The following is a 20,236-nucleotide window of genomic DNA, read 5'->3' as shown; positions in this document are numbered from 1 at the left end:
ATGGCTGATCAGCGCGGACGTGTCCTGCTGGCCGATCCCCGGGGGTACTGCGCCGGCGTGGACCGGGCGGTGGTCGCCGTCGAGCGCGCCCTGGAGATCCACGGCGCTCCCGTCTACGTCCGGAAGCAGATCGTCCACAACAAGCACGTCGTCGCGACGCTCGAGCGGCGTGGCGCGATCTTCGTGGACGAGACCGACGAGGTGCCCGAGGGCTCGGTCGTCGTCTTCAGCGCCCACGGGGTCTCCCCGGCGGTGCACCAGGAGGCGGCCGACCGGCAGCTGCACACGATCGACGCCACCTGCCCGCTGGTCACCAAGGTGCACCAGGAGGCCAAGCGCTTCGCCCGCGACGACTACGACATCCTGCTGATCGGGCACCGCGGGCACGAGGAGGTCGAAGGCACCTCCGGTGAGGCCCCGACGCACATCCAGCTCGTCGACGGCCCCGAGGACGTCGCGAACGTCCAGGTGCGCGACCCGGAGAAGGTGGTCTGGCTGTCCCAGACCACGCTGTCCGTCGACGAGACCCTGGCGACGGTGGACCAGCTGAAGAACCGGTTCCCGGGGCTGCAGTCGCCGCCGAGTGACGACATCTGCTACGCCACGCAGAACCGGCAGCAGGCCGTGAAGAAGATGGCCGGCGAGTGCGACCTGGTGCTCGTGGTCGGTTCCACCAACTCGTCGAACTCCGTCCGGCTGGTGGAGGTCGCCCTGGAAGCCGGTGCGCGCGCCAGCCACCTCGTCGACTACGCCGCCGAGATCGACCCGGCCTGGCTCGAGGGCGTGGCGACCGTGGGCGTGACCAGTGGCGCCTCGGTCCCGGAGATCCTGGTCAGCGAGGTGCTCGACTACCTCGCCGCGCAGGGCTTCCCCGACGTGGAGACCGTCAAGGCCGCCGAGGAGCGGCTGGTGTTCGCCCTGCCGCACGAGCTGCGCAAGCCCCGGCTGAGCGGCCCCGCCGCCGACTGACCCACGACGACCGAGCCCCGGTCCCGCTCAGCGGGACCGGGGCTCCGTCGTGGGACGGGAGGATCAGCGGCGGGTGACCAGCCGGACCAGCGTCAGCACCACGGCGATGGCGGTCGCGACGGCCATGGTGGGGAAGCCGCGGACCAGCAGCGTGGCCATGGTCGGCAGGTTGAGCGTCGCCGACGGGGCCAGGCTGATGTTGACCACGGCGACCAGGACGAAGACCAGCGGCGGCGCCACGATGACCGACAGCAGGTCCCGCCGTCGGACGAGCAGGGCGGCGGCCGCCGTGCTGGCCGACAGGGCGACCAGCGTGATCATGCCCAGGCCCATGCCGACGAAGGAGTCGACGGCGCAGCCCGCGAGGGTCAGCAGGAACATGCCCAGGACGGCCAGCGAACCGCGGAGCTTGCTCTCGCGGGTGGCGGCCGGAGCAGCGGTGCCACCGCGGGCACGCTCCTGGGCGGCCCGCGCGGCGGGACGGCCGGGCGCGGAGTCGTGCCGCCGGGCACCGGGTGCGGAGTCGTGCCGCGCGGCGGGACGGCCGGGCGCGGAGTCGTGCCGCCGGGCACCGGGTGCGGGCGGCTGGGCGTAGCGGTCGTAGCCGTGCTCCCGCTCGGCGGCGCGCAGCCGCTCGCCGGCCCGGCCGGGTGCGGGCACGGGCGGCCGCGAAGGCCGGCCCGGGCGGTCGCCGCCGACGGGAGGACGCGGTGCGCGTGCGGGCTGCGGCCGCTCGGGGCGCCCGCCGCCCTGCCATGCGCCCGCCGTGCTCGCCGTGGCCATGGCGCACCTCCGTCCCGTTCCGCAGGGCGACCCGCCTGGCCGACCTTCCGGGCAACGGTAGCGACCCCAGCTGGGAGTTCGTGGGAGGACGGCGCCGCGTCGTCGGGCACCCGTGGTGATCCAGTAACGCAGCGTGGTGCTTGGGACACGCGGTGCGGACGGGTTCGTCCACCGACGTCGTCGCCGGTCGTTCCGCGGTCGCCGCGGTGTCAGCCGGACGTGCCGTCGCGCTCCCGCTCGGCGGTGTCCAGGAGGCCGATGTCGTCGGTGGGCCGGAGGGTGCGGATCGTGGCCTCGACGGCCACCGGCTCCGGCACGGGGGACTCCGCGATCCCCAGGTCGTCGAAGCGCCGCGCCGCGGTCAGCACCGAGCGTTCGTAGGAGCCGACCGTCTCGTTGTAGCGGCTCAACGTCGTCGACAGGGCCGAACCAAGGCGGGTGAGGTGGCCGGAGAGGGTGCTCAGGCGGGCGTGCAGGCGGCGGCCCACCTCCAGCACCTGGTCGGCGTCGCGCGCCAGCCGCTCCTGCCGCCAGGAGTAGGCCACCGTGCGCAGCAGGGCCAGCAGCGTGCTCGGCGTCGCCAGGACGACGTCCCGGGCGAACCCGTGCTCGAGCAGCCCCGGCTCGGCCTCCAGGGCGGTGGTGAGGAAGCCGTCGGACGGCACGAACAGGACGGTGAACGGCGCGGCCGGGCGGAAGGCGGTCGGGTAGCGCCGGGCGGCCAGCGCATCGACGTGGGCGCGCAGCTGGCGGGCGTGCATCGCGACGCGCTCGGCCCGCACCCCCCGGTCCTCGGCCTGCACGGCCTCGATGTAGCCGGTGAACGGCACCTTGGCGTCGACGATCACCTGGCGGCCGTCGGCGAGGGTGACGACCAGGTCGGGGCGCACGCCCGCGCCCTCGTCGTTGGTGCCGGCCGGCTGCTCGACGAAGTCGCAGTGCTCGAGCAGCCCGGCCACCTCCACCACCCGGCGCAGCTGCACCTCGCCCCAGCGACCGCGGACGTGCGGCGTGCGCAGGGCGGTGACCAGCGCGGCGGTCTCGTGCTTGAGCTGGGCGGAGGCGTGGCCGACGGTGCCCATCTGCTCCCGCAGCTCGCCGTGGGCGGTGGCGCGGGCGCGCTCCATCCCGGCGAGCAGCCGGTGCAGGTGGTCCAGCGACTCGTGCACCGGTTCCAGGCCGGCGTCCGCCGGGCGGCGGCGGGCCAGCAGCGTGACGACGCCGAGGGTGACGGCCGTGGCCAGCAGTGCACCGAGGAGGAGCCCGAGGAGCAGGGAAGCGGCATCCATGGCGGGGACCCTGCCGGACGGGTCCGACAGTTCGGGTCAGCCTCGCGGGTGGGGGGCATAGGAGGCTTTGCCTACGGATCAGGGCCGTGAACCGTAGGCATAGCCTCCTATGCCCGGGGAGTCAGGCGGGGACGGTCGCGTGCGCGGCCTCGTGGTCGAGCAGCCAGCGCTTCACCGGCGTCCCCCAGCGGAAGCCGCCCAGCCCGCCGTCGGAGCCGAGCACCCGGTGGCAGGGCACGAAGAGGGCGGCGGCGTTGCGGGCGCAGGCGTTGGCGGCGGCGCGCACCGCGGCGGGACGGCCGCACCGGGCGGCGAAGCCGGCGTAGGTGTCGGGCCGGCCCGCGGGCACGGTCCGCAGGACCACCCACGCCTCCTGGAGGAAGGGCCCGGACCGCTGCTGGACGGCGACGTCGTCGATGGCGCTGACGTCGCCGGCGACGAAGGCCTCCACGGTGTCGAGGACGGGCACCCGGGCGACCGCCTCGGACGCGGCCGGCCGCAGGGCGGGGTGCACGACGGCGAGCAGGTCGGCGACGTCGGCGGTCCAGCCGCTGGCGAGGACGAGCTCCCGGCCGTCGCCGTCGGTCGTGACGACCGCGGTGAACGGGCCGGGCGGGGTGGCGACGGTGGCGTGCCGGACGGAACCGGTCATCAGGCGCTCCTCGGGAGGGCGGGGGTGGTGGTTGGGATCGGGCGGGTGAAGAGGGACGGCACGGCCAGCGCCCACAGGTGCAGGACGGCGTAGGAGCGCCACGGCCGCCACCGGGTCGCGGCGTCGGCGTCGCTGCTGCCCAGCGCGGCGAGCGACTTCCGGAGCGCGAGGTCGCCGGGGAGCCAGACGTCGGGGTCGGCGAGCCCGCGCAGGCCGACCAGCGCCGCCGTCCACGGCCCGATGCCGGGCACGGCGAGCAGTGCGCGCTCGGCCTCGTCCCGCTCCGCGCCGGGTCCGAGGGCGATGGCGCCGTCGGCCAGGGCGGTGGCCAGCGCGGCGACGGTGCGCCGGCGCGCACCGGTCAGCCCGACGGCACCGAGGTCGGCACCGGCGAGCGCCTCCGGCCGCGGGAAGGCGTGGGTGAGGTTGCCGACCGGCTCGGCCAGCGGTGTGCCGGCGGCCGTGACCAGGCGGGCGGTGAGGGTGCGCGCGCCGGCGACCGACACCTGCTGGCCGAGCACGGCGCGCACGGCCAGCTCGTCGGCGTCGGGGGAGGCGGGCACCCGCCGCCCGGGGGCCGCGGCGACGAGCGGGGCGAGCGCCGGGTCGGCGGCGAGGACGTCGTCGACGGCGGCTGGGTCGGCATCGAGGTCGAGCAGCCGGCGGCAGCGGCTGACCGCGGCGCCGAGGTCGCGCAGCTCGGTCAGGCGCAGCCGGGCGCTGACCGCCGCGCCGCCGTCGGGCGCGGGGGAGAGCCGGACCACCGCGGGGCCGTGCGGCAGGTCGAGGACCCGCGAGAACGTCGTCCCGTCCCATTCCTCGAGGCCCGGGACGGCGTGCGCGCCGAGGAAGAGCAGCACCTCCTCGGCCGCGTACGGGGCGCGGGCGGTGAGCCGGAGGGAGAGCCAGCCGGGCGGCCCGCCGTGCGTGCCGCGTCGGCCCCGGCGCAGCTCTCCGGGGGTCGCGGCGAACACCTCGCGCACGGTGTCGTTGAACTGGCGGATGCTGGCGAACCCGGCCGCGAAGGCGACGTCGGCCATGGGCAGATCGGTGGTCTCGATCAGCACCCTGGCGGTCTGCGCGCGTTGCGCGCGGGCCAGTGCGAGGGGGCCCACGCCCAGCTCGCCGACGACGAGCCGGTGCAGCTGGCGCTCGGAGTAGCCGAGGCGCGCGGCGAGGCCCGGGACGCCGGATCGCTCGACCTCCCCGTCGGCGATCAGCCGCATGGCGCGGGCGACGACGTCGGCGCGCACGTCCCACTGCGGTGAGCCCGGCGCGGCGTCGGGCCGGCACCGGCGGCAGGCGCGGTAGCCGGCGCCCTGGGCCGCGGCCGCGGTCGAGAAGAAGGCGACGTTGCGGGCCAGCGGGGTGCGCGCGGGGCAGGACGGCCGGCAGTAGATGCCCGTGGTGCGCACCGCGGTGAAGAACCAGCCGTCGAAGCGCGCGTCCCGGCCGGCGACGGCGCGATAGCAGCGCTCGTGGTCCAGGGGTTCGCTCACGGCACCGAGCATGCCAGTGCCCGGCGACGGGCTCTGGCGGATTTCGGACGCCGCCGTGCGATCAGCCCCGACCAGCGCGGCGACCCCGTCCAGCAGCCGGGCGAGGGCGAACTCGAACGTCCGCTCGGGCGCGTAGCCGCTCAGCTCCTGATCGGCCTGCTGCACCGGCTGGTGGACGGCGGGCGGACGGTCGTCGTCGTGGAGCACGACCTGGACGTCGTCGCGCGGGCGGACTGGGTCCTCGACCTGGGCCCCGGTGCCGGTCACGACGGCGGGCTGATCGTCTTCCAGGGGACGCCGGGCGACCTGCTGGCGGCCGACACGCTGACCGCCGAGCACCTGCGGGCGCACGTCCGGACGCCGGCCGCTGCCTGACCCGCGGGCCACCGCAGGAATGGAGCCGTGCCGGTCGGCCCCGTATGGTTCCGCCCACCACGCCTCGTGGCGTGTCCCGTCCAGATCCCGCGGGTGAGTTCACCGTGGGCTGGGGGCGACGTGGTCGACGAGGTCACGCTGTCATCGGTGCTGAGCGACTTCGCCCGCACGCTGACGACGGACTTCCCGATCCAGGGCATCCTGGACCACCTGGTCGAGCGGATCGTCGACGTCCTGGACGTCACGGCGGCCGGCGTCACGCTGATCTCGCCCGGCACGGCACCGCGCTACGTCGCGGCGTCGGACGCCGACGCGCTGGCCTTCGAGCGACTGCAGACCGAGCTCGGGCACGGCCCGTGCCTGACCGCCTACCAGACCGGCGACGCGGTGACGGTGCCCGACCTGCGGGACGACGGTCGGTTCCTGGACTTCGTTCCCACCGCGCTGGCCGCGGGCGTGCGCGCGGTCTTCGCGTTCCCGCTGCGGCACGGCGCCGGCCGGCTCGGCGCCCTGGACCTGTACCGCGACCGGGCCGGAGAGCTGGACCCGCGGGACATGGCGGCGGCCCAGACCCTTGCCGACGTCGCGGCGGCGTACCTGCTCAACGCGCAGGCGCGCCAGGAGGCCCTCGAGATCTCCGACCGCTTCCGCGCCGGCGCGCTGCACGACCCGCTCACCGGGCTGCCCAACCGCACGCTGCTGCAGCAGCGGATCGAGCACGCCGCCCAGCGCGCCCACCGCTCGCACACCCAGGCCGCGGTGCTCTTCGCCGACCTCGACCGGTTCAAGGAGGTCAACGACACCTACGGCCACCGGATCGGGGACGAGCTGCTGGTCGGGGTGGCCCGCCGGCTGTCCGACGTCGTGCGCCCGGGGGACACCCTGGCCCGGGTGTCCGGCGACGAGTTCGTCATCCTCTGCGAGGACATGGTGGACGTGGGCGACGTGCTGCGCCTGGCCGCCCGGGTGGGCGACGCGTTCACCGCCCCCTTCGTCGTGGCCGGCACCGAGATCAGCTGCACGGCGAGCGTCGGCGTCGCCTACTCGGGGCCGGGCGAGGCCGTGACCGACGAGCTGATCACCCACGCCGACCTGGCGATGTACCAGGCCAAGCGACTGGGGGGTGCGACTCACCAGGCGCTCAACCAGCGCAGCGCGACCACGGCCGGTGACCGCGGCCGCCTGGACCGCGATCTGCGCACCGCGCTGTCCGCCGGGCACCTGGACCTGGCGTACCAGCCGATCGTCCGCACCCGGGACCGCTCCGTCGTCGGGGTGGAGGCGCTGCTGCGCTGGACCCACCCCCAGCACGGCACGGTGCCGGCGCTGACCACGGTCGGCATCGCCGAGCAGAACGGCCTGATCGAGGGGATCGGCGCCTGGGTGCTGGAGCGCGGCTGCGCCGACCGGGGCCGCTGGCTCGCCGAGCACCCGGGGCAGCCGGTGGACGTGTCGGTGAACGTGTCGGTCCGCCAGCTCATGGGGCCCGGCTTCGCCGACACCGTCGCCGGTGTCCTGGAACGGACGCAGATGGATCCCGCCGCCCTCGTGCTGGAGCTGACGGAAGGCGTCTTCATCGAGGACGGCAGCCGCGCCACGGCCGTGCTGGCCGACCTGAAGGCCCTGGGGGTCCGGCTGACCCTGGACGACTTCGGGACGGGGTACTGCTCGCTGGGCTACCTGCGGCGCTTCCCCGTGGACGCGATCAAGATCGACCAGGACTTCGTCGCCGACATCGGGCACGACGCGTCGGGCGCGGCCATCGTGGCGGCGGTCAGCGACCTGGCGCACGCCCTGGGCATGGACGTCACGGCGGAGGGCGTCGAGACCCTGGAGCAGCACGACGTCGTCACCAGCGTCGGGTGCGAGCACGCGCAGGGCTTCCTCTACGGCCGACCGCTCCCGGCGTCCGGCGTCCCCGAGCTGCTGCGCTGCGCCGGCGACCGTGCCGCGCACCGGTCCGCAGGCGTCCGGCCGCCGGCGTCGGGCCCGAGGTGGCAGGCGTCGTGAGCGGGAGGACCGGGCGAGCAGGCGGTGGACGGGCGGTGGACGGCGGCCGGACGGCGCGATGCCGGAGGTCGGTGTGGCGCAACCGGTGACAGCTGGGGTCCGACGCCGTAGCGTCATGGCATCGCCGCATCGTCGGTGCTGTCGCTCCGGTCCCTGGTGACGTCGGCTCATCTGATGTCGTCGGTGGGGCTCATCATGCTCGTCCAGCAACTGCCCGAGCGCCGGTTCTCGTCGGCACTGTCCGTCTCCCCCTGTTCCGCAGGCCCCGGTCTCGTCGTCGTCATCGGCGGCGAGGCCGACTGGACGACTGCCGACCAGCTGCGCGAGGAGCTGGCTGCCGCCCTCGCATACGGTCCGCGATCCGCGGTCCTCGATCTCACGGACCTGGTGTTCTGCAACCTGCGCGGCCTGGCCGCGCTGCTCGAGGCCGTCGAGGTCGCGCGGCGGTCCGGCACGGACGTCACGCTCCGGGGGATGTCGCGCCAGCTGACCTGGTTGCACGCCTCGCTCCTGTCGGCCACCGGGCGATCGGGTGCGGCGTGGTCGGGGTATGCCCGCGGAGCTCTCGCCGTGGAAGCCGTCACCGCCTCGGCGCATCCGTGGGAGAGTGCTGACACGGCATGATCGACGAGGGGGCCGCGATCAGCGACGACGACGGGCTCCACGCGAAGCTGGCCACGGCCATGGCCGGTGCCGACACCGCGCTCGCGGCGGCCGATCTGCTCTGCCGGGCCTGCGTCCAGCTCTTCCGGGTGGACGGCGCCTCGGTGTCGTTGACCCACGACGGGAGCACGCAGGGGACGTTCGGTTCCAGCGGCGACCTGAGTCGCCGGCTGGACGAGCTGCAGTTCACCTTCGGCGAGGGTCCCTGCCTGGACGCCGTCCGGCACGGGCAGCCGATCCTGGTCGCGGATCTCCGCGATCCCGCGGAGACGCGCTGGCCCGCCTTCGCCGGCGCCCTGGTGCGCTCGGGGATCAACGCCGTGTTCGCGCTGCCGGTGACCATCGCGTCGAAGCCGATCGGTGCGCTCGACCTGTTCCGGCGTTCCGCCGGTGGCCTGGGTGAGCCGGCGCTCACCGGCGGGCTGCTCGCCGCGGAGCTGGCCGCGCTGCCGCTCATGGACCTGATGAGCTCCGGCCTGGACTGGGACACCGCCCTGCAGGGCGGCGACGGCTGGGAGCAGCTGGCGTCGCTGTCGCGGGTCGAGGTCTACCAGGCGACCGGCATGCTGATCGGAGCGCTGGACGTGGGGCCGACGGAGGCGCTGCTGCTCCTGCGCGCGTACGCCTTCGCGCACGACATGACCGCGACCGACGCGGCCTGGGCGATCGTCGAGGGGCGGTTGTCGCTGGACCCCGGCGACTGGCTCGGACCGGGCCGACACAGGGAGGAACCGGGATGAGCGCCTCCCGCGAACGCGACGTCACCGGGTCGTTCGTCCGGCTGGCCAGCAGCCTCGTCAGCGGGTACGACGTCGTGGACCTGCTCAGCGAGCTGACGGCCGACTGTGCCCACCTGCTGGACATCGCCTCGGCCGGTCTGCTGCTCGCCGACGAGCGGGGGGTGCTGCACGTCGTGGCGGCGTCGTCCGAGCGCACCCGTCAGCTGGAGCTGTTCCAGGTGCAGCGCGCCGACGGCCCGTGCCGGGACTGCTACCTCGACGGCGCTCCGGTCAGTGCGCCCGATCTGCGCACCGAGGCCGACCGCTGGCCCCAGTTCGCGCCGGCGGCGCTGCGAGCGGGGTTCGCCAGCGTCCATGCGGTACCGATGCGCCTGCACGACCAGGTCCTCGGGGCTCTGGGCCTGTTCGGCACGTCGTCGGGCTCCCTGGATCCCGAGGACCTGTCGCTGGGTCAGGCGCTCGCCGACGTCGCCAGCGTCGCGCTCGTGCAGGACAAGGAGAAGTCCGACCAGCGCAGCGTGAACGAGCAGCTGCAGACCGCGCTGCAGAGCCGGATCGTCCTGGAGCAGGCCAAGGGCGTCCTCGCCCAGCAGGGCGCGCTGCAGATGGACGAGGCCTTCGCCGTGCTGCGGCGGTACGCCCGCGACCACAACCTGCGGCTGACCGCCGTCGCGGAGGCGGTGGTCGACCGCCGGCTGCCCGCCCAGCAGCTGCTCGCGCGGTCCGGCCGGAGCTGAACCCGGCAGCCCCCTCGGGTCCCCCGTCGTCCCGACAGGCCGACCGGCGCTCCCGGTGCTTGACTCCTCCACAGGCAACACGATGGCGCGCCACAGGGTCGTGGCCGACCGTGGAGGAGGCGCCGGTGCGCTGGCTGGTGACCGGAGGAGCCGGGTACGTCGGGGCGCACGTCGTGCACGCGCTGGTGGCCGCCGGGGAGGGCGCCGTCGTCCTCGACGACCTGTCGGCGGGGGACGTCGGCCGACTCGCCGGGCTGCCCGGCGTCCCCCTCGTCGTGGGATCGGTGCGCGACCGGGCGCTGCTGCACCGGGTGCTCGCCGAGCACCCGGTCGGCGGGGTGGTCCACCTGGCGGGCCGCAAGCAGGTCGCCGAGTCGGTGGCCGACCCGCTGCGCTACTACGGCGAGAACGTCGACGGGGTCCTCGCGCTGCTCGGGGCCTGCCGGGAGGCCGGCGTCTACCGCGTGGTGTTCTCCTCCTCGGCCGCGGTCTACGGGCTGCCCGGCACCGATCGGGTGGCCGAGGACGACGACTGCCGGCCGATCTCCCCCTACGGGCGCACCAAGCTGGTCGGCGAGTGGGCGCTGCGGGACAGCCGGTCGTGGGGCCTGGCCGCGATGTGCCTGCGCTACTTCAACGTGGCGGGGGCCGGCTCGGCCCACCTCGGCGACCGCGGGACGACCAACCTCGTGCCGCTGGTGTTCCAGGCCCTCGACGAGGGCCGCCGCCCGGTCCTCTTCGGCGCCGACCACGCGACCCCCGACGGCAGCCCGGTGCGCGACTTCGTGCACGTCTCCGACGTCGCCGAGGCCCACCTGGCCGCCGCCCGGGCGCTGGCCGGCGGCCACCCCGGCGGCGTCTACAACGTCGGCTGCGGCGAGGGCAGCAGCGTGCGGCAGGTGCTGCGCGTCGTGGGAGAGGTGACCGGCCGCGACACCAGTCCCGAGGTGGCCGGGCGGCGCCCCGGTGACCCGGCCCGCGTGGTGGCGGCGGTCGACCGGATCGCCGCCGACCTCGGCTTCCGGGCCCGCTGCGACCTGCGCTCGATGGTGGCCAGCGCCTGGGGTGCCTGGCGCTGGGACGCCCGGCGCCGGGCGGCGCTGCCGGCGGATCAGCCCGCCTGACGCTCGGCGGTGAGCACCGCGCGGGCCCGCGCCCCGGCCAGCAGCACCTCGGGCAACCCGGCCAGCGCGGAGCGCATGCCCTCCACCCCGCCGAACTGGAACCCCAGCTGGGTGCCGTAGCAGGCGCAGGCGGCCGCGCGCCGGCCCGCGTCCTGGGGCAGCCGGAGCGGGTCCAGGTCCGCCGGCAGGTCCGGGCCCGGGGCGGCGGCCGGGTCGCGCAGCACGTAGGGGCTGTCCCGCCACCACAGCACCGGGGGGTCCAGCGCGGCGACCGCGCGCAGCACCTGCAGGTGGTCGACGTGCCCGCCGAGGGCCTGCGGCGCCAGCCACAGGTCGGGGTCGACGTCGGCGGCGAGGACGGCGAGCCGGCCGGCCAGCTCGCGCCAGAGGTCGTCACCCCGGTGCACGCCGGCGAACAGGTCCGCGGGGCCGGTGTAGCCGCGGTGCGGGGCCTCGGGCAGGTCCCAGTGCACGGGGGTGGCCCCCAGCGTGGCCATCGCCGCGGCGTCCTCGGCCCGGCGCAGCGCCATGTAGTCGGCGTCGGCGGGCAGCCCCTTGTCCAGCTGGCAGGCCAGCGCGAAGCCGGTCGGGTGCGGCACGCTCGCGGTCAGGCAGGTGACCACCGTGACCGCGTGGCCCGCGTCGGCGAGGGCGGCGAGCGTGCCGCCGACGGAGAACGCCGCATCGTCCAGGTGCGGGCTGACCGCCAGCACCCTCACAGCAGGTGCGCCGCCGACCGGAACCGGCAGGAGAGGTCGACGCCGTCCGGCATCGTCCAGCCGGCGTCCGGCGTCGTCCCGGCCACCTGCCGGTGCACCGCGTCGACCGCGCGGGCCAGCACGGGCCACGAGTACCGCCGCCGCACCTCCTCCAGCGCGGTGGCGGCCAGCCGGGCCCGCAGGTCGCCGTCGGCCAGCAGCCGGTCCAGCTGCGTGCGCAGGCCGGCGATGTCGCCGGGGGTGTGCAGCAGTCCGTTCTCCCCGTGCCGGATGCAGTCGACGACGCCGACGCTGTCGGTGCTCACCACCGGCAGGCCGCTGGCCATCGCCTCCAGCAGGGTGTTGCTGAACCCCTCGCTGTAGGTCGGGCTGACGAAGACGTCGGCCGACCGGTAGACCTCCGGCGCCTCGTCGGGCGGGACGTAGCCGAGGAACGTCGTCCGCCCGTCGGCGCGGGCCCGGGCCTCGTCGAGGTCGGGACCGATGCCGGAGACCACCAGCCGCACCCCCTCGGGTAGCGCCTCGAGCAGGTCGAGCACGCCTTTGCGCCGGTCGACCCGGCCGTGGAACAGCAGCACCGGCGGCTCGCCCAGCGCGCCCGGGGGCCGCTCGGCCGGCGTGAACCGCCGGGTGTCGGTCGCCCCGGGGACGATCGTGAAGCGCGCCGGGTCGCTGCCGAGGTTGCCCACCACCTCGTCGCGGAAGCTGGCGCTGCCGATCAGCACCGCGCTGGAGGCGTCCACCACGGTCCGCATCGCCTGTGCGTGCGTGCTGCAGCAGGTGCCCACCCAGTGCCCGTCACCGCCCTGGATGCTCACCACGGCGGGCAGGGCGGTCTCGTGGGCGGCGGCCAGCACCGCCAGGCCCGGGGGGTAGCCGTACTGGGCGTGCAGCACGTCGAAGGGTCGCTCGGCGTGCAGGCCGACGACGGTGCGCACGATCTCGGCGATGTCGCCCTCCCAGTCCGCCGGGACGACCGTCTCCCCGCGGCTGGGCAGAGCCACCACCTCGACCCCGGCGGGCACCCGCTCCGGCGGGGGCGGGCCGCCGCCGTACACCCGGGTCCCGGCCTCGTCGTCGCGGTACTGGCTGACCAGCGTCACCTCCTGGCCGAGGGCCACGAGCTCGCGCAGCAGGTTCTCCGCGTACACGCTCATACCGCTCACCGCCGGCCAGTAGCGCCGGCTCACGAAGCAGGTCCTCACGTCGCCTCCTCGCCGCCGGCCGTCTCCGCGGCCCGCAGGGTCGCCATCGCCCGCGGCACCATCTGGTGCGCGCGGTGCCCGTCGCGGGAGAGCTCCAGGGTGACCAACCGGTCGAAGCCGGCGGTCCGCAGCGCGCGCAGCACGGCGGGCAGGTCGACGTCCCCCTCGTCAAGCGGCAGGTGGTCGTGGACGCCGCGGCGCATGCCCTCGACCGCGACCGTGCCCAGCTGGTGCGCGAACGCGGTCACCGCCTCCTCGGGGGCGTACCCGCCGGCGACGACGCAGTGCCCCGTGTCGAGGGCCAGCGTGATCCCCGGGGCCGCCGCGGCCAGCCGGGCCCAGCCGTCGCAGTCCTCGACCAGCATCCCCGGCTCGGGCTCGACGGCGAGGGCGTAGCCGCGACCGCCGTGGCTGTCGACCAGCGCGCGGACGCCGTCCACCAGCCGGCCCCACGCCTCCTCGCGGTCCACCTCCGGGCGCGGCACCCCCGCCCAGAAGCTCACCGCCTCGGCGTCGAGCACCTCGGCGAGGTCGCAGGCCAGCCGCAGGTAGGCCAGCCGGCGGGCGCGGCCCTCGGCCGACGGCGAGACCAGCGTCGGCTCGTGCTTGACCCGCGGGTCCAGCAGGAACCGCGCGCCGGTCTCCACCACGACGCCCAGCCCCAGCTCGTCGCAGCGCGACCGCACCCGCTCGGCCTGCCGGAAGGCGTCCTCGGCGAACGGGTCGAGGTGCACCACGTCGAGCGTCAGGGCCACGCCCGCGTACCCGGTGTCGGCCAGGAGGGCCAGCGCGTCGTCGAGCCGGTGCGAGGTCAGCCCGTTGGTGTTGTAGGCGTAGCGCAGCGCGTTCACCGGGCCGCTCCCACGCTCGCGGCCACGTGCCGGCCGGGCTCCCGGTAGAGGGCGTAGAGGGGGCCCACCCGGGCGTCGGCGCCGGCGCGGTCGAACCAGGCCGGCCCGCCGAGGCGCTCCCTCGCGTCCGGGGTCAGGTGCACCCGCGCCCAGCCGCCCGGGTCGGGGCCGACGGCGACCAGCGGGTCGCCGCGCTCCAGCAGCCGGCGGACCCCGCGCTCACCGATCCGCCCGTAGGACATGGTCTCCACCTCGAGCCCGGGGGCCAGCACCTTGGCCGCGACCGCCTCCCCGTCGGAGGGGTGCAGGTCGACCAGGACGTCGAGGCCGTCGGCCGCCAGCCGCCCGGTCAGGGTGGCCAGCAGGTCGTCACCGGCCCAGGTCGGCAGGCCGGTCAGCGGGACGGTCTCCCGCCGCGAGAGCACCGTGCCGCGCAGGAGGTCGACCAGCGCGGGCGTGCCCTGCCGGGTCCAGTCGAGCATCGCGGCCAGCGCCCGGTCCTCCTCGACCAGCCGCTCGGGCGGGTGGCCGGACAGCCACGCGTCGAGGTAGCCGGGCGGCGTGGCCGCGGCGACCCGGTCCAGCGGGCCGTGCATGAAGGCCTTCCGGGCGCGGGCGGCGGCGAACTCGAACAGCGCCTTGCGGACGGCGGTGTCCCGGTCGGGGTGCGCGGCCTCCCCGCAGGCGGTGGCCATCACCGGCACCGGCTCCGAGCCGTCCCGCGTGCAGCCCACGGCGTAGACGTCGACCACCCCGAAGGCGGTGCTCGCCAGCTTCACGAGCACGTCGATGCCCGCCGCGGCGAGCCGGTCGAGCAGGGCGAGCGCGTCGGGGTCCCGCAACCCGGCGAGGTCGAGCACCACGCCGCGGTCCATGGCCCGGAAGGCGGTGGCGTTCCCGTCGCGCTGCAGCACCTCCAGCAGCGCGTGGGCGGTGGCCCGGTCGGCGTCGAACGCCGCGCCCTGTCCGTTGGTGACCACCGTGGTCAGCCAGCCCCCGGGCGGCGGGTCGCCGGGCAGGTCCTCGGGGCCGGAGGCGACCAGCTCGGCGGGCACGAGCACGGTCCCGCCGTCGGAGAGGCGGCGCATCGGCAGCCACTGCAGCGGCCGGTCCTCGTCGTAGGGGCTGCCGGCCTCCAGCGCCAGCGTGCGCGGGTCGGCCACCCGGTCGCGGCCCTCACGCCGGACCAGCTCGGCGTACGAGGCCTGCACCCGGGGCCGGGTCGCCAGCGCGCGGGCCGACAGCGCCATCTCGGCCATCTCGCCCAGCGCCCCGGTGCGCGCCTCCTCCCGGGTGGCGCCGTAGCCGAGGCCCGAGCCGCCGGCGTGCGCCGGGGAGTCGACGAGGAAGGCGCTGTGCAGCGGCACGTCGAGGACGTCGAGCCCTTCGACGGCGAACTCCTCGACCGGCGGGAACGAGGCCAGGTACCGCTGCGCGGGGGTCACAGCTCCTCCAGCGCGACCGGGGCGGCGTCCGGCGGGCCGGCGAGCAATCGGCGCACCAGGCGCACGACGGTGTCGGTGGTGACCCCGCGCACCAGCTCGAACGGCGTCGCCACCGTGTCGAACTCCAGCGCGCCGACCACGGTCAGGTACTCGCGCAGCTCGCCGTGGGAGAGCGGGATCTGCGCGTGGAACGCCTTGTGCGCGCTCAGCGCGACCGGCGTCCCGTCGTCGGCCAGGTCGACCTTCAGCGAGTCGCCGCAGAACAGCACGCCCCGGCGGCGGTCGTGCAGCACCGAGTGGCCGGGGAAGTGCCCGCCCGTGCGGTGCAGCGTGAGGTCCGGGGCGAGCTGGAGGACGTCGTCGGCCGGCCAGGTGACCCGGAAGGCCTTGGTCCACTCCAGGTCGCGCACCCCCACGCACACCACCCGGGGTTCGAGCTCGGCCTGCAGCTGCCACAGCGCGCCGTAGCCGTGCACGTGGCTGGAGGCCAGGACGTCGAAGCCACCCTTCCCGGCGGCCATCCGGCGCAGCTCGGCCAGCATCGGTGCGGTGTACCAGGGGGCGCACTCGAAGCCGACCAGGCCGATGTCGGTCTCGATCACCCACCCGCGGCTGTCCAGCCCGAACCGCGGCTCGGTGCCGAACTCGGTGACGCCCTCGACGGCGGTGGGCCGCCAGAAGCCGGTGACCAGCTCGTCGGCCTGCTTGTCGGTGACGAACTCGAAGCCGTGCTCGGGCAGCGCGTTGCGCACGTCGGCGCAGACCGGGCAGGTCAGGGGGCCGGGGGCCGGCCAGCGCTGCCAGTGGCCGCAGTTGGTGCAGGCGTAGGCGGGCAGGTCGGGCAGCAGCCCACGGTAGGGGTTGGTCATCGGGTGCCTCCCAGGGCAGCGGGTTCCGGTGCGGCGTCGTCCAGGGCGGTGAGCAGGAGCCGGTGCAGGCGCAGGTCGCGATCGGGGGCGTAGGGCCAGTCCGCCGCCCCCGCGACCGCGGCGGTGAAGGCGGCGAACTGGGCGGCGAACGGGGACGTGGCGGGGAAGGGGACGTCGACCGGCTCCGGGCGGTACAGCGTCAGCGAGCCGCCCGCGGTCTGGCCCATCGTGTCGACGGCCACCGCCATGCCGCGGGTGCCGACCACCTCCAGCCGGCGCCGGGGCAGCGCGTCGGGGGTGTTGTAGGCGACGTGCAGGTCGACCAGGACGCCGCTCGCGGTGCGGCCGGCCAGCAGTGCGCCGTCGTCCACCGGGTAGCCGTGCACCCGCCGCTGCAGCAGCGCGGTGAGGGTCTCGACGTCCTCGCCGAGCAGCACGCCGGCCAGGTCCAGCCCGTGCGGGGCCAGGTCGATCGCCGCGCCGCCCCCGGCGCGGGCCGGGTCGACCCGCCAGTTGTCGTGCGGCCGGCCGTCCGGCGTCCAGTCGGCGGGCAGCCAGCAGCAGTAGACGACCCGGACGGCGGTCACCGTGCCCAGCTCGGGCAGCAGCTCGCGCAGCCGCACGTGGGCGGGGTGCCAGCGCTGGTCGTAGGCGGTGCCCAGCAGCTCCCCGGCGTCGCGGCAGGTGCGCACCAGGGCCTCGGCGTCGGCGACGTCGGCGGCCAGCGGCTTCTCCACCAGGACGGCGCACCCCGCGGCCGCCGCCGCCTCCACGACGGCCCGGTGGGCGGCGTTGGGCACCGCGACGTAGACGGCGTCCAGGCCGGGGGAGGCCAGGAAGGCGGCGAGGTCGGTGCCCCGCGGGGTGTCGCCGTCCACCCGGTCCAGGGCCTGCCCGTCGCGGTCGTGCAGCGCCACCACCCGGGCGCCCGGCGTGGCCCGGAGCGCGGGCAGCGCGTGGTCGCGGGCCACCCACCCGCAGCCGGCGACGCCCCACCCGACGGTGCCGGGGCTCCCTGCGCTCACCACGCCTCCGGTAGGTCGACCAGCAGCCGGCGGCGGGCCGCGTCGGGGGGCAGCGGGTCCGGCCAGCGCTCGGGGAGGTACCCGGAACGGGGGCCGTACTCCGCTCCGTAGCGGGCGCTGGGCCAGGTGCGCACCCCGTCGACGTAGAGCGGGTTGGGGCGCAGCGGGGGCAGCGGCGTCCCGAGGTCGGCCGGGGCGGGCCGGAGGGGGTCGCCGGCGACGAGCGCGACCGCCTCGCTGCCGTGCAGGTCGGCGGGCGCGGCGGGGCGGGGCGGGCGGCCTGCGAGCAGCGCGCGGGTGAGCTCGTCGTCGTCGTAGAGCAGGTCGGTGCCCAGCACGGCGGCGTAGCCCTCGGGGGTCAGCGGCTCCCCGGCCGGGTCGGTGACGTGCGCGTGGCCCACCACGACCGTGCCGCCGGGCCCGGCCAGCGCGTGCAGCGCGGCCGCGGCGGCGGGCTTGTCGCGCAGGAAGTAGAAGGCGTCGGAGCACAGCACGTAGGCCGGCCGCGGCACGTCGAGACCGGGGACTGCGGTCCCCGGGACGGCGGTGGCGTCGACGCACACGTACCGGGCGCCCGGGCAGACGAACCGGCGGGCCAGCCAGAGCTTGGCCCACACCACGTCCACGCCCACCAGCCCGGTGCAGCCGCGGCGGGCCAGCTCGCGCAGCTGGGTGCCGATGCCGCAGGCGACGTCGACGACCGGGCGGGAGCCGGGCCAGTGCTGCTGGAGCAGGGCGAGCCCGGCCAGGTGGGTGGGGTCCGACCAGCGGTGGGCGAAGTAGTCGGCGACCCGGCCCATCCCCAGCAGCGCCATCGCCTCGCGCAGCGTGCCGGCGGCCGGCACCCGGGCGAGCTGCTCGGCAGGTGGCGGCGGCTCGGTCCACCAGTCGTCGGTGTCGGCGAGCAGCAGCACCCGGGCCCGGTCGACCTCCCCGGCGGCGACCAGCCCGGCGACCTCGGCGCGCAGCTCCTCGCGGCCGGCCCGGGCGAACGGGATGCCGTCGACGACGGGGGCGGGCAGCGCGCGGGTCACGAGCTCACCGGCTCACAGCCCGGCCGCCGACAGCACCTCGAGGTGGAAGCCCTGGACCGGGCCGGCGTGCACCAGGTCGAGGTGGTCGAGGGCCTGCTCGGCGGTGAAGGCGGCGGCCCGGGCGTGGTGGTGCACCTGCAGCACGCGGTCGAGGACGTCGGCGGCGTGGAAGGCCCGCGCCTCCGCCGGCCCCGCGTCGGCGCGCAGGGCCAGCACCCCGCGCAGCCGCCCGGCGAGACCCTCGGGCAGCGCGGCCAGCTCGCGCTCCTCCAGGGTCGCCACGACCCTCGGCAGCGCACCGCCGAGCAGCACCTCGCCGGCGAACCCGGCGTCGGGCAGCGCGACGTTGTGCAGGTGGTGGGCCAGCCCGACGAGGAACGGCGGGACCGGGTCGGCGCCGAACAGCGGCGCGACGAGCACCCCGTACACGGCGACGGTGAGGCAGTGGTCGCCGTGGCTCTCCGGCGGCTCCACCACCACGCGCGCCCGGCCGGGGGCGGTGGCCCCGGCGCGGGGCTGGGCGGCGAGCCGGCCGGCCAGTGGGGGAGGCGGGGGCTGCGGGAGGTCCACGACCAGGGCGGCGCGCAGGTCCGCGGCCGCACCGGGGTCCAGGGGCCCGGCGACCTCGTCGAACGACCGCCGCAGGACCGCCAGCGCCTCGTCGTCGGCGAGTCCGGCGGTGCGCAGCACGCCGCCGTCGATGCCCGCCAGCCGGGCGCGGGCCACGGCCGCGGCGGTCTCCGAGAGGGCCACCGCGGCGGGGTCCTCCCCGGCGACCAGCCGGCCCCAGGCGCGGGCGAACGCCTGCTCGGCCAGCGAGCCGGGCGCCCCCGCGACCCGGACCCGCTTGGCGTCCCCGATCTCGGCCAGCAGCGGGCGCAGCTCCGCGAGCGGGGCCTGCCCGGTGCTCACCGGGGGGCGGGCGTGGCGAGCCAGTCGAGCAGCGCCCGCTCCTGGCGGTGCAGGGCGTGCTCGGGAACCTCGCCGTCGGCGGTCATCGGGGCCTTGAAGAACCAGCCCAGGTGCTCCTGCACCCCACCCTGCCCCCGCTGCTGGGCCAGGTCGGTGAGCCGGGCCAGCTCGATGGCCAGCGGGGCCGCGAGGATCGAGTCGCGGCACTGGAAGTCGACCTTGATCTGCATCCGCTGGCCGAGGAAGCCGACCAGGTCGATGGCGTCCCAGGCCTCCTTCTGGTCGCCGCGCGGCCGGTAGTAGTCGATCCGCACGACGTGGTCCTCGACCGGGTAGCCGAGGATCGAGTCGAGCACGCTGCCCTTGGTCTGCAGCTTGCTCGACAGCGAGTCGGGGTCCTCCAGCGCCAGGCCGTCGCGGTTGCCCAGGATGTTGGTGGAGTACCACCCCTCCACGGTCAGCGCGCGGCTGCGGAAGGCCGGCGCGAGCACCGTCTTCATCATGGTCTGGCCGGTCTTGCCGTCCTTGCCGGCGACCGGCACGCCCCGCGTCGTGGCCAGCTCGAGCAGCGCCTGGACGTCGGCGCCCAGCGACGGGGTGAAGTTGACGTAGCCGACGCCCTCGCTGATGGCGGCGTGGGCGTAGATCATGGCCGGGGTGATCGCCCGGTCGTCGGCGTCGAGGCCCTCCTCGAAGGCGGCGGCCGACTGCAGGGCCGGGGCGGCCGGGTCGGGCCACCGCTCGGTGGAGGCGAGGTTGACCAGCACCAGCCCGTCGAGGCGCTGCTCCTCCCGGAAGCGGCGCAGGTCCGCGCGCACGATGTCGGACTGCGCCCGGCGGGTGCCGGCGAGCACCACGTTGCCGCCGGTCACGTTGCGGCAGAAGTCGGCGTCCCCGGCCGCCGGCCACGGGGTCAGCGCCGACAGCGCCGGGGCGGCCTGCTCGAGCTGGCGGGGGTCGAGGACGCCGTGCTGCTCCGCCGCCTTCGCCAGGTCGGCGCCGTCGAGGTCCCAGCCCCCGACCACCAGGTCGGCGTAGCCGACCAGGCCGGTCGCGGCCTCGACCGGCTTCCCGTCGACCTCCATCCCCGCCAGGGGGAGACCGGCGGGGTCGACGGCGCCGAGCCGGAGCAATTCCAGCCCCGCGACGGCGGTCGTCGCGACCGCACCCCCCAGACCGACCACCGCGATACCGACTCGACGAGAAGCACCGGACAACGCAACCTCCGTTGGTTGTGCTGGATCAGGTCTTGCGCAATCGAGCCTGGCACAGGTCTCCGGTGCTCGCTGGGTGAGCGCGCGGCTCCGGTACGACCATGGCGTCCACCGACCGGTG

General features: G+C 76.1%; 20 protein-coding genes. 7 read left to right on the top strand and 13 right to left on the bottom strand.

Annotated elements, in window-relative coordinates:
- The gene (locus O2W17_RS05655) at nucleotides 1-969 is read left to right on the top strand and encodes a 4-hydroxy-3-methylbut-2-enyl diphosphate reductase (protein WP_269191419.1); all 969 of its coding nucleotides are present in this window, start codon (nucleotides 1-3) and stop codon (nucleotides 967-969) included.
- Between the two features lie 63 nt (nucleotides 970-1,032).
- Here O2W17_RS05655 and O2W17_RS05650 read toward each other — a convergent pair whose 3' ends face one another.
- From O2W17_RS05650 to O2W17_RS05635, 4 genes are all read right to left on the bottom strand, one after another.
- Complete coding sequence (locus O2W17_RS05650; protein WP_269191418.1) at nucleotides 1,033-1,629, bottom strand: DUF6542 domain-containing protein; 597 nt, start codon at nucleotides 1,627-1,629, stop codon at nucleotides 1,033-1,035.
- A 332-nt stretch (nucleotides 1,630-1,961) separates the two neighbouring features.
- Complete coding sequence (locus O2W17_RS05645; protein ID WP_269191417.1) at nucleotides 1,962-3,041, bottom strand: DNA recombination protein RmuC; 1,080 nt, start codon at nucleotides 3,039-3,041, stop codon at nucleotides 1,962-1,964.
- 121 nt (nucleotides 3,042-3,162) lie between these two features.
- On the bottom strand, nucleotides 3,163-3,693 hold the full coding sequence (locus O2W17_RS05640) for a methylated-DNA--[protein]-cysteine S-methyltransferase (protein WP_269191416.1): 531 nt from the start codon (nucleotides 3,691-3,693) through the stop codon (nucleotides 3,163-3,165).
- The gene (locus tag O2W17_RS05635) at nucleotides 3,693-5,399 is read right to left on the bottom strand and encodes an AlkA N-terminal domain-containing protein (RefSeq protein WP_269191415.1); all 1,707 of its coding nucleotides are present in this window, start codon (nucleotides 5,397-5,399) and stop codon (nucleotides 3,693-3,695) included. Before O2W17_RS05635 ends, O2W17_RS05640 begins: the two co-directional genes overlap by 1 nt.
- Here O2W17_RS05635 and O2W17_RS05630 point away from each other — a divergent pair.
- From O2W17_RS05630 to galE, 6 genes are all read left to right on the top strand, one after another.
- The gene (locus O2W17_RS05630; RefSeq protein ID WP_269191414.1) at nucleotides 5,391-5,567 is read left to right on the top strand and encodes a hypothetical protein; all 177 of its coding nucleotides are present in this window, start codon (nucleotides 5,391-5,393) and stop codon (nucleotides 5,565-5,567) included. The two genes, O2W17_RS05635 and O2W17_RS05630, sit on opposite strands and share 9 nt — an antisense overlap.
- A gap of 120 nt (nucleotides 5,568-5,687) precedes the next feature.
- A complete protein-coding gene (locus O2W17_RS05625; RefSeq protein ID WP_269191413.1) occupies nucleotides 5,688-7,577 on the top strand; it encodes a putative bifunctional diguanylate cyclase/phosphodiesterase in 1,890 nt (629 codons plus the stop codon).
- 135 nt (nucleotides 7,578-7,712) lie between these two features.
- Complete coding sequence (locus O2W17_RS05620; protein WP_269191412.1) at nucleotides 7,713-8,201, top strand: STAS domain-containing protein; 489 nt, start codon at nucleotides 7,713-7,715, stop codon at nucleotides 8,199-8,201.
- Nucleotides 8,198-8,980: a GAF and ANTAR domain-containing protein gene (locus O2W17_RS05615; RefSeq protein ID WP_269191411.1), complete on the top strand. Its 783-nt coding sequence runs from the start codon at nucleotides 8,198-8,200 to the stop codon at nucleotides 8,978-8,980. The genes O2W17_RS05620 and O2W17_RS05615 overlap by 4 nt, the downstream gene beginning before the upstream one ends.
- Nucleotides 8,977-9,717: a GAF and ANTAR domain-containing protein gene (locus tag O2W17_RS05610; RefSeq protein ID WP_269191410.1), complete on the top strand. Its 741-nt coding sequence runs from the start codon at nucleotides 8,977-8,979 to the stop codon at nucleotides 9,715-9,717. Before O2W17_RS05615 ends, O2W17_RS05610 begins: the two co-directional genes overlap by 4 nt.
- 125 nt (nucleotides 9,718-9,842) lie before the next feature.
- On the top strand, nucleotides 9,843-10,841 hold the full coding sequence (gene galE, locus O2W17_RS05605) for a UDP-glucose 4-epimerase GalE (protein WP_269191409.1): 999 nt from the start codon (nucleotides 9,843-9,845) through the stop codon (nucleotides 10,839-10,841).
- Here galE and O2W17_RS05600 read toward each other — a convergent pair.
- From O2W17_RS05600 to O2W17_RS05560, 9 genes are read right to left on the bottom strand one after another with little or no spacing between them, the layout of a single operon-like run.
- Nucleotides 10,829-11,560 carry a PIG-L deacetylase family protein gene (locus O2W17_RS05600; protein WP_269191408.1) on the bottom strand — a complete coding sequence of 244 codons (732 nt, stop codon included), beginning with the start codon at nucleotides 11,558-11,560 and terminating at the stop codon, nucleotides 10,829-10,831. The two genes, galE and O2W17_RS05600, sit on opposite strands and share 13 nt — an antisense overlap.
- Nucleotides 11,557-12,765 (bottom strand): glycosyltransferase family 4 protein, encoded by a 1,209-nt coding sequence (locus O2W17_RS05595; protein ID WP_269191407.1) that lies wholly within the window; start codon nucleotides 12,763-12,765, stop codon nucleotides 11,557-11,559. Before O2W17_RS05595 ends, O2W17_RS05600 begins: the two co-directional genes overlap by 4 nt.
- The gene (locus tag O2W17_RS05590) at nucleotides 12,762-13,616 is read right to left on the bottom strand and encodes a sugar phosphate isomerase/epimerase family protein (protein WP_269191406.1); all 855 of its coding nucleotides are present in this window, start codon (nucleotides 13,614-13,616) and stop codon (nucleotides 12,762-12,764) included. Before O2W17_RS05590 ends, O2W17_RS05595 begins: the two co-directional genes overlap by 4 nt.
- On the bottom strand, nucleotides 13,613-15,061 hold the full coding sequence (locus O2W17_RS05585) for a YcaO-like family protein (protein WP_269191405.1): 1,449 nt from the start codon (nucleotides 15,059-15,061) through the stop codon (nucleotides 13,613-13,615). Before O2W17_RS05585 ends, O2W17_RS05590 begins: the two co-directional genes overlap by 4 nt.
- Nucleotides 15,058-15,930 (bottom strand): MBL fold metallo-hydrolase, encoded by an 873-nt coding sequence (locus O2W17_RS05580; RefSeq protein ID WP_269191404.1) that lies wholly within the window; start codon nucleotides 15,928-15,930, stop codon nucleotides 15,058-15,060. Before O2W17_RS05580 ends, O2W17_RS05585 begins: the two co-directional genes overlap by 4 nt.
- Nucleotides 15,927-16,955, bottom strand: a complete 1,029-nt coding sequence (locus tag O2W17_RS05575) for a Gfo/Idh/MocA family protein (protein WP_269191403.1) — start codon at nucleotides 16,953-16,955, stop codon at nucleotides 15,927-15,929. The genes O2W17_RS05580 and O2W17_RS05575 overlap by 4 nt, the downstream gene beginning before the upstream one ends.
- On the bottom strand, nucleotides 16,952-17,989 hold the full coding sequence (locus tag O2W17_RS05570) for a methyltransferase domain-containing protein (protein ID WP_269191402.1): 1,038 nt from the start codon (nucleotides 17,987-17,989) through the stop codon (nucleotides 16,952-16,954). Before O2W17_RS05570 ends, O2W17_RS05575 begins: the two co-directional genes overlap by 4 nt.
- Nucleotides 17,990-18,001: 12 nt before the next feature.
- A complete protein-coding gene (locus tag O2W17_RS05565) occupies nucleotides 18,002-18,901 on the bottom strand; it encodes a hypothetical protein (RefSeq protein ID WP_269191401.1) in 900 nt (299 codons plus the stop codon).
- Nucleotides 18,898-20,085: an inositol-3-phosphate synthase gene (locus O2W17_RS05560; protein WP_269191400.1), complete on the bottom strand. Its 1,188-nt coding sequence runs from the start codon at nucleotides 20,083-20,085 to the stop codon at nucleotides 18,898-18,900. The genes O2W17_RS05565 and O2W17_RS05560 overlap by 4 nt, the downstream gene beginning before the upstream one ends.
- Between the last annotated feature and the right edge of the window lie 151 nt (nucleotides 20,086-20,236).

The sequence above is a fragment of the Blastococcus sp. VKM Ac-2987 genome (assembly GCF_026967805.1).
Lineage (GTDB): Bacteria > Actinomycetota > Actinomycetes > Mycobacteriales > Geodermatophilaceae > Blastococcus.
The sequence above is the reverse complement of the archived record's forward strand: the minus strand, read 5'-3'. Positions and strand labels throughout refer to the sequence as shown.

Bases quoted from the DNA above. Each gene is read 5' to 3' on its own strand.
- O2W17_RS05615 (WP_269191411.1), top strand. From the start codon at position 8,198: ATGATCGACGAGGGGGCCGCGATCAGCGACGACGACGGGCTCCACGCG.
- O2W17_RS05610 (WP_269191410.1), top strand. From the start codon at position 8,977: ATGAGCGCCTCCCGCGAACGCGACGTCACCGGGTCGTTCGTCCGGCTG.
- O2W17_RS05580 (WP_269191404.1), bottom strand. From the start codon at position 15,930: ATGACCAACCCCTACCGTGGGCTGCTGCCCGACCTGCCCGCCTACGCC.
- O2W17_RS05645 (WP_269191417.1), bottom strand. From the start codon at position 3,041: ATGGATGCCGCTTCCCTGCTCCTCGGGCTCCTCCTCGGTGCACTGCTG.
- O2W17_RS05655 (WP_269191419.1), top strand. From the start codon at position 1: ATGGCTGATCAGCGCGGACGTGTCCTGCTGGCCGATCCCCGGGGGTAC.
- O2W17_RS05640 (WP_269191416.1), bottom strand. From the start codon at position 3,693: ATGACCGGTTCCGTCCGGCACGCCACCGTCGCCACCCCGCCCGGCCCG.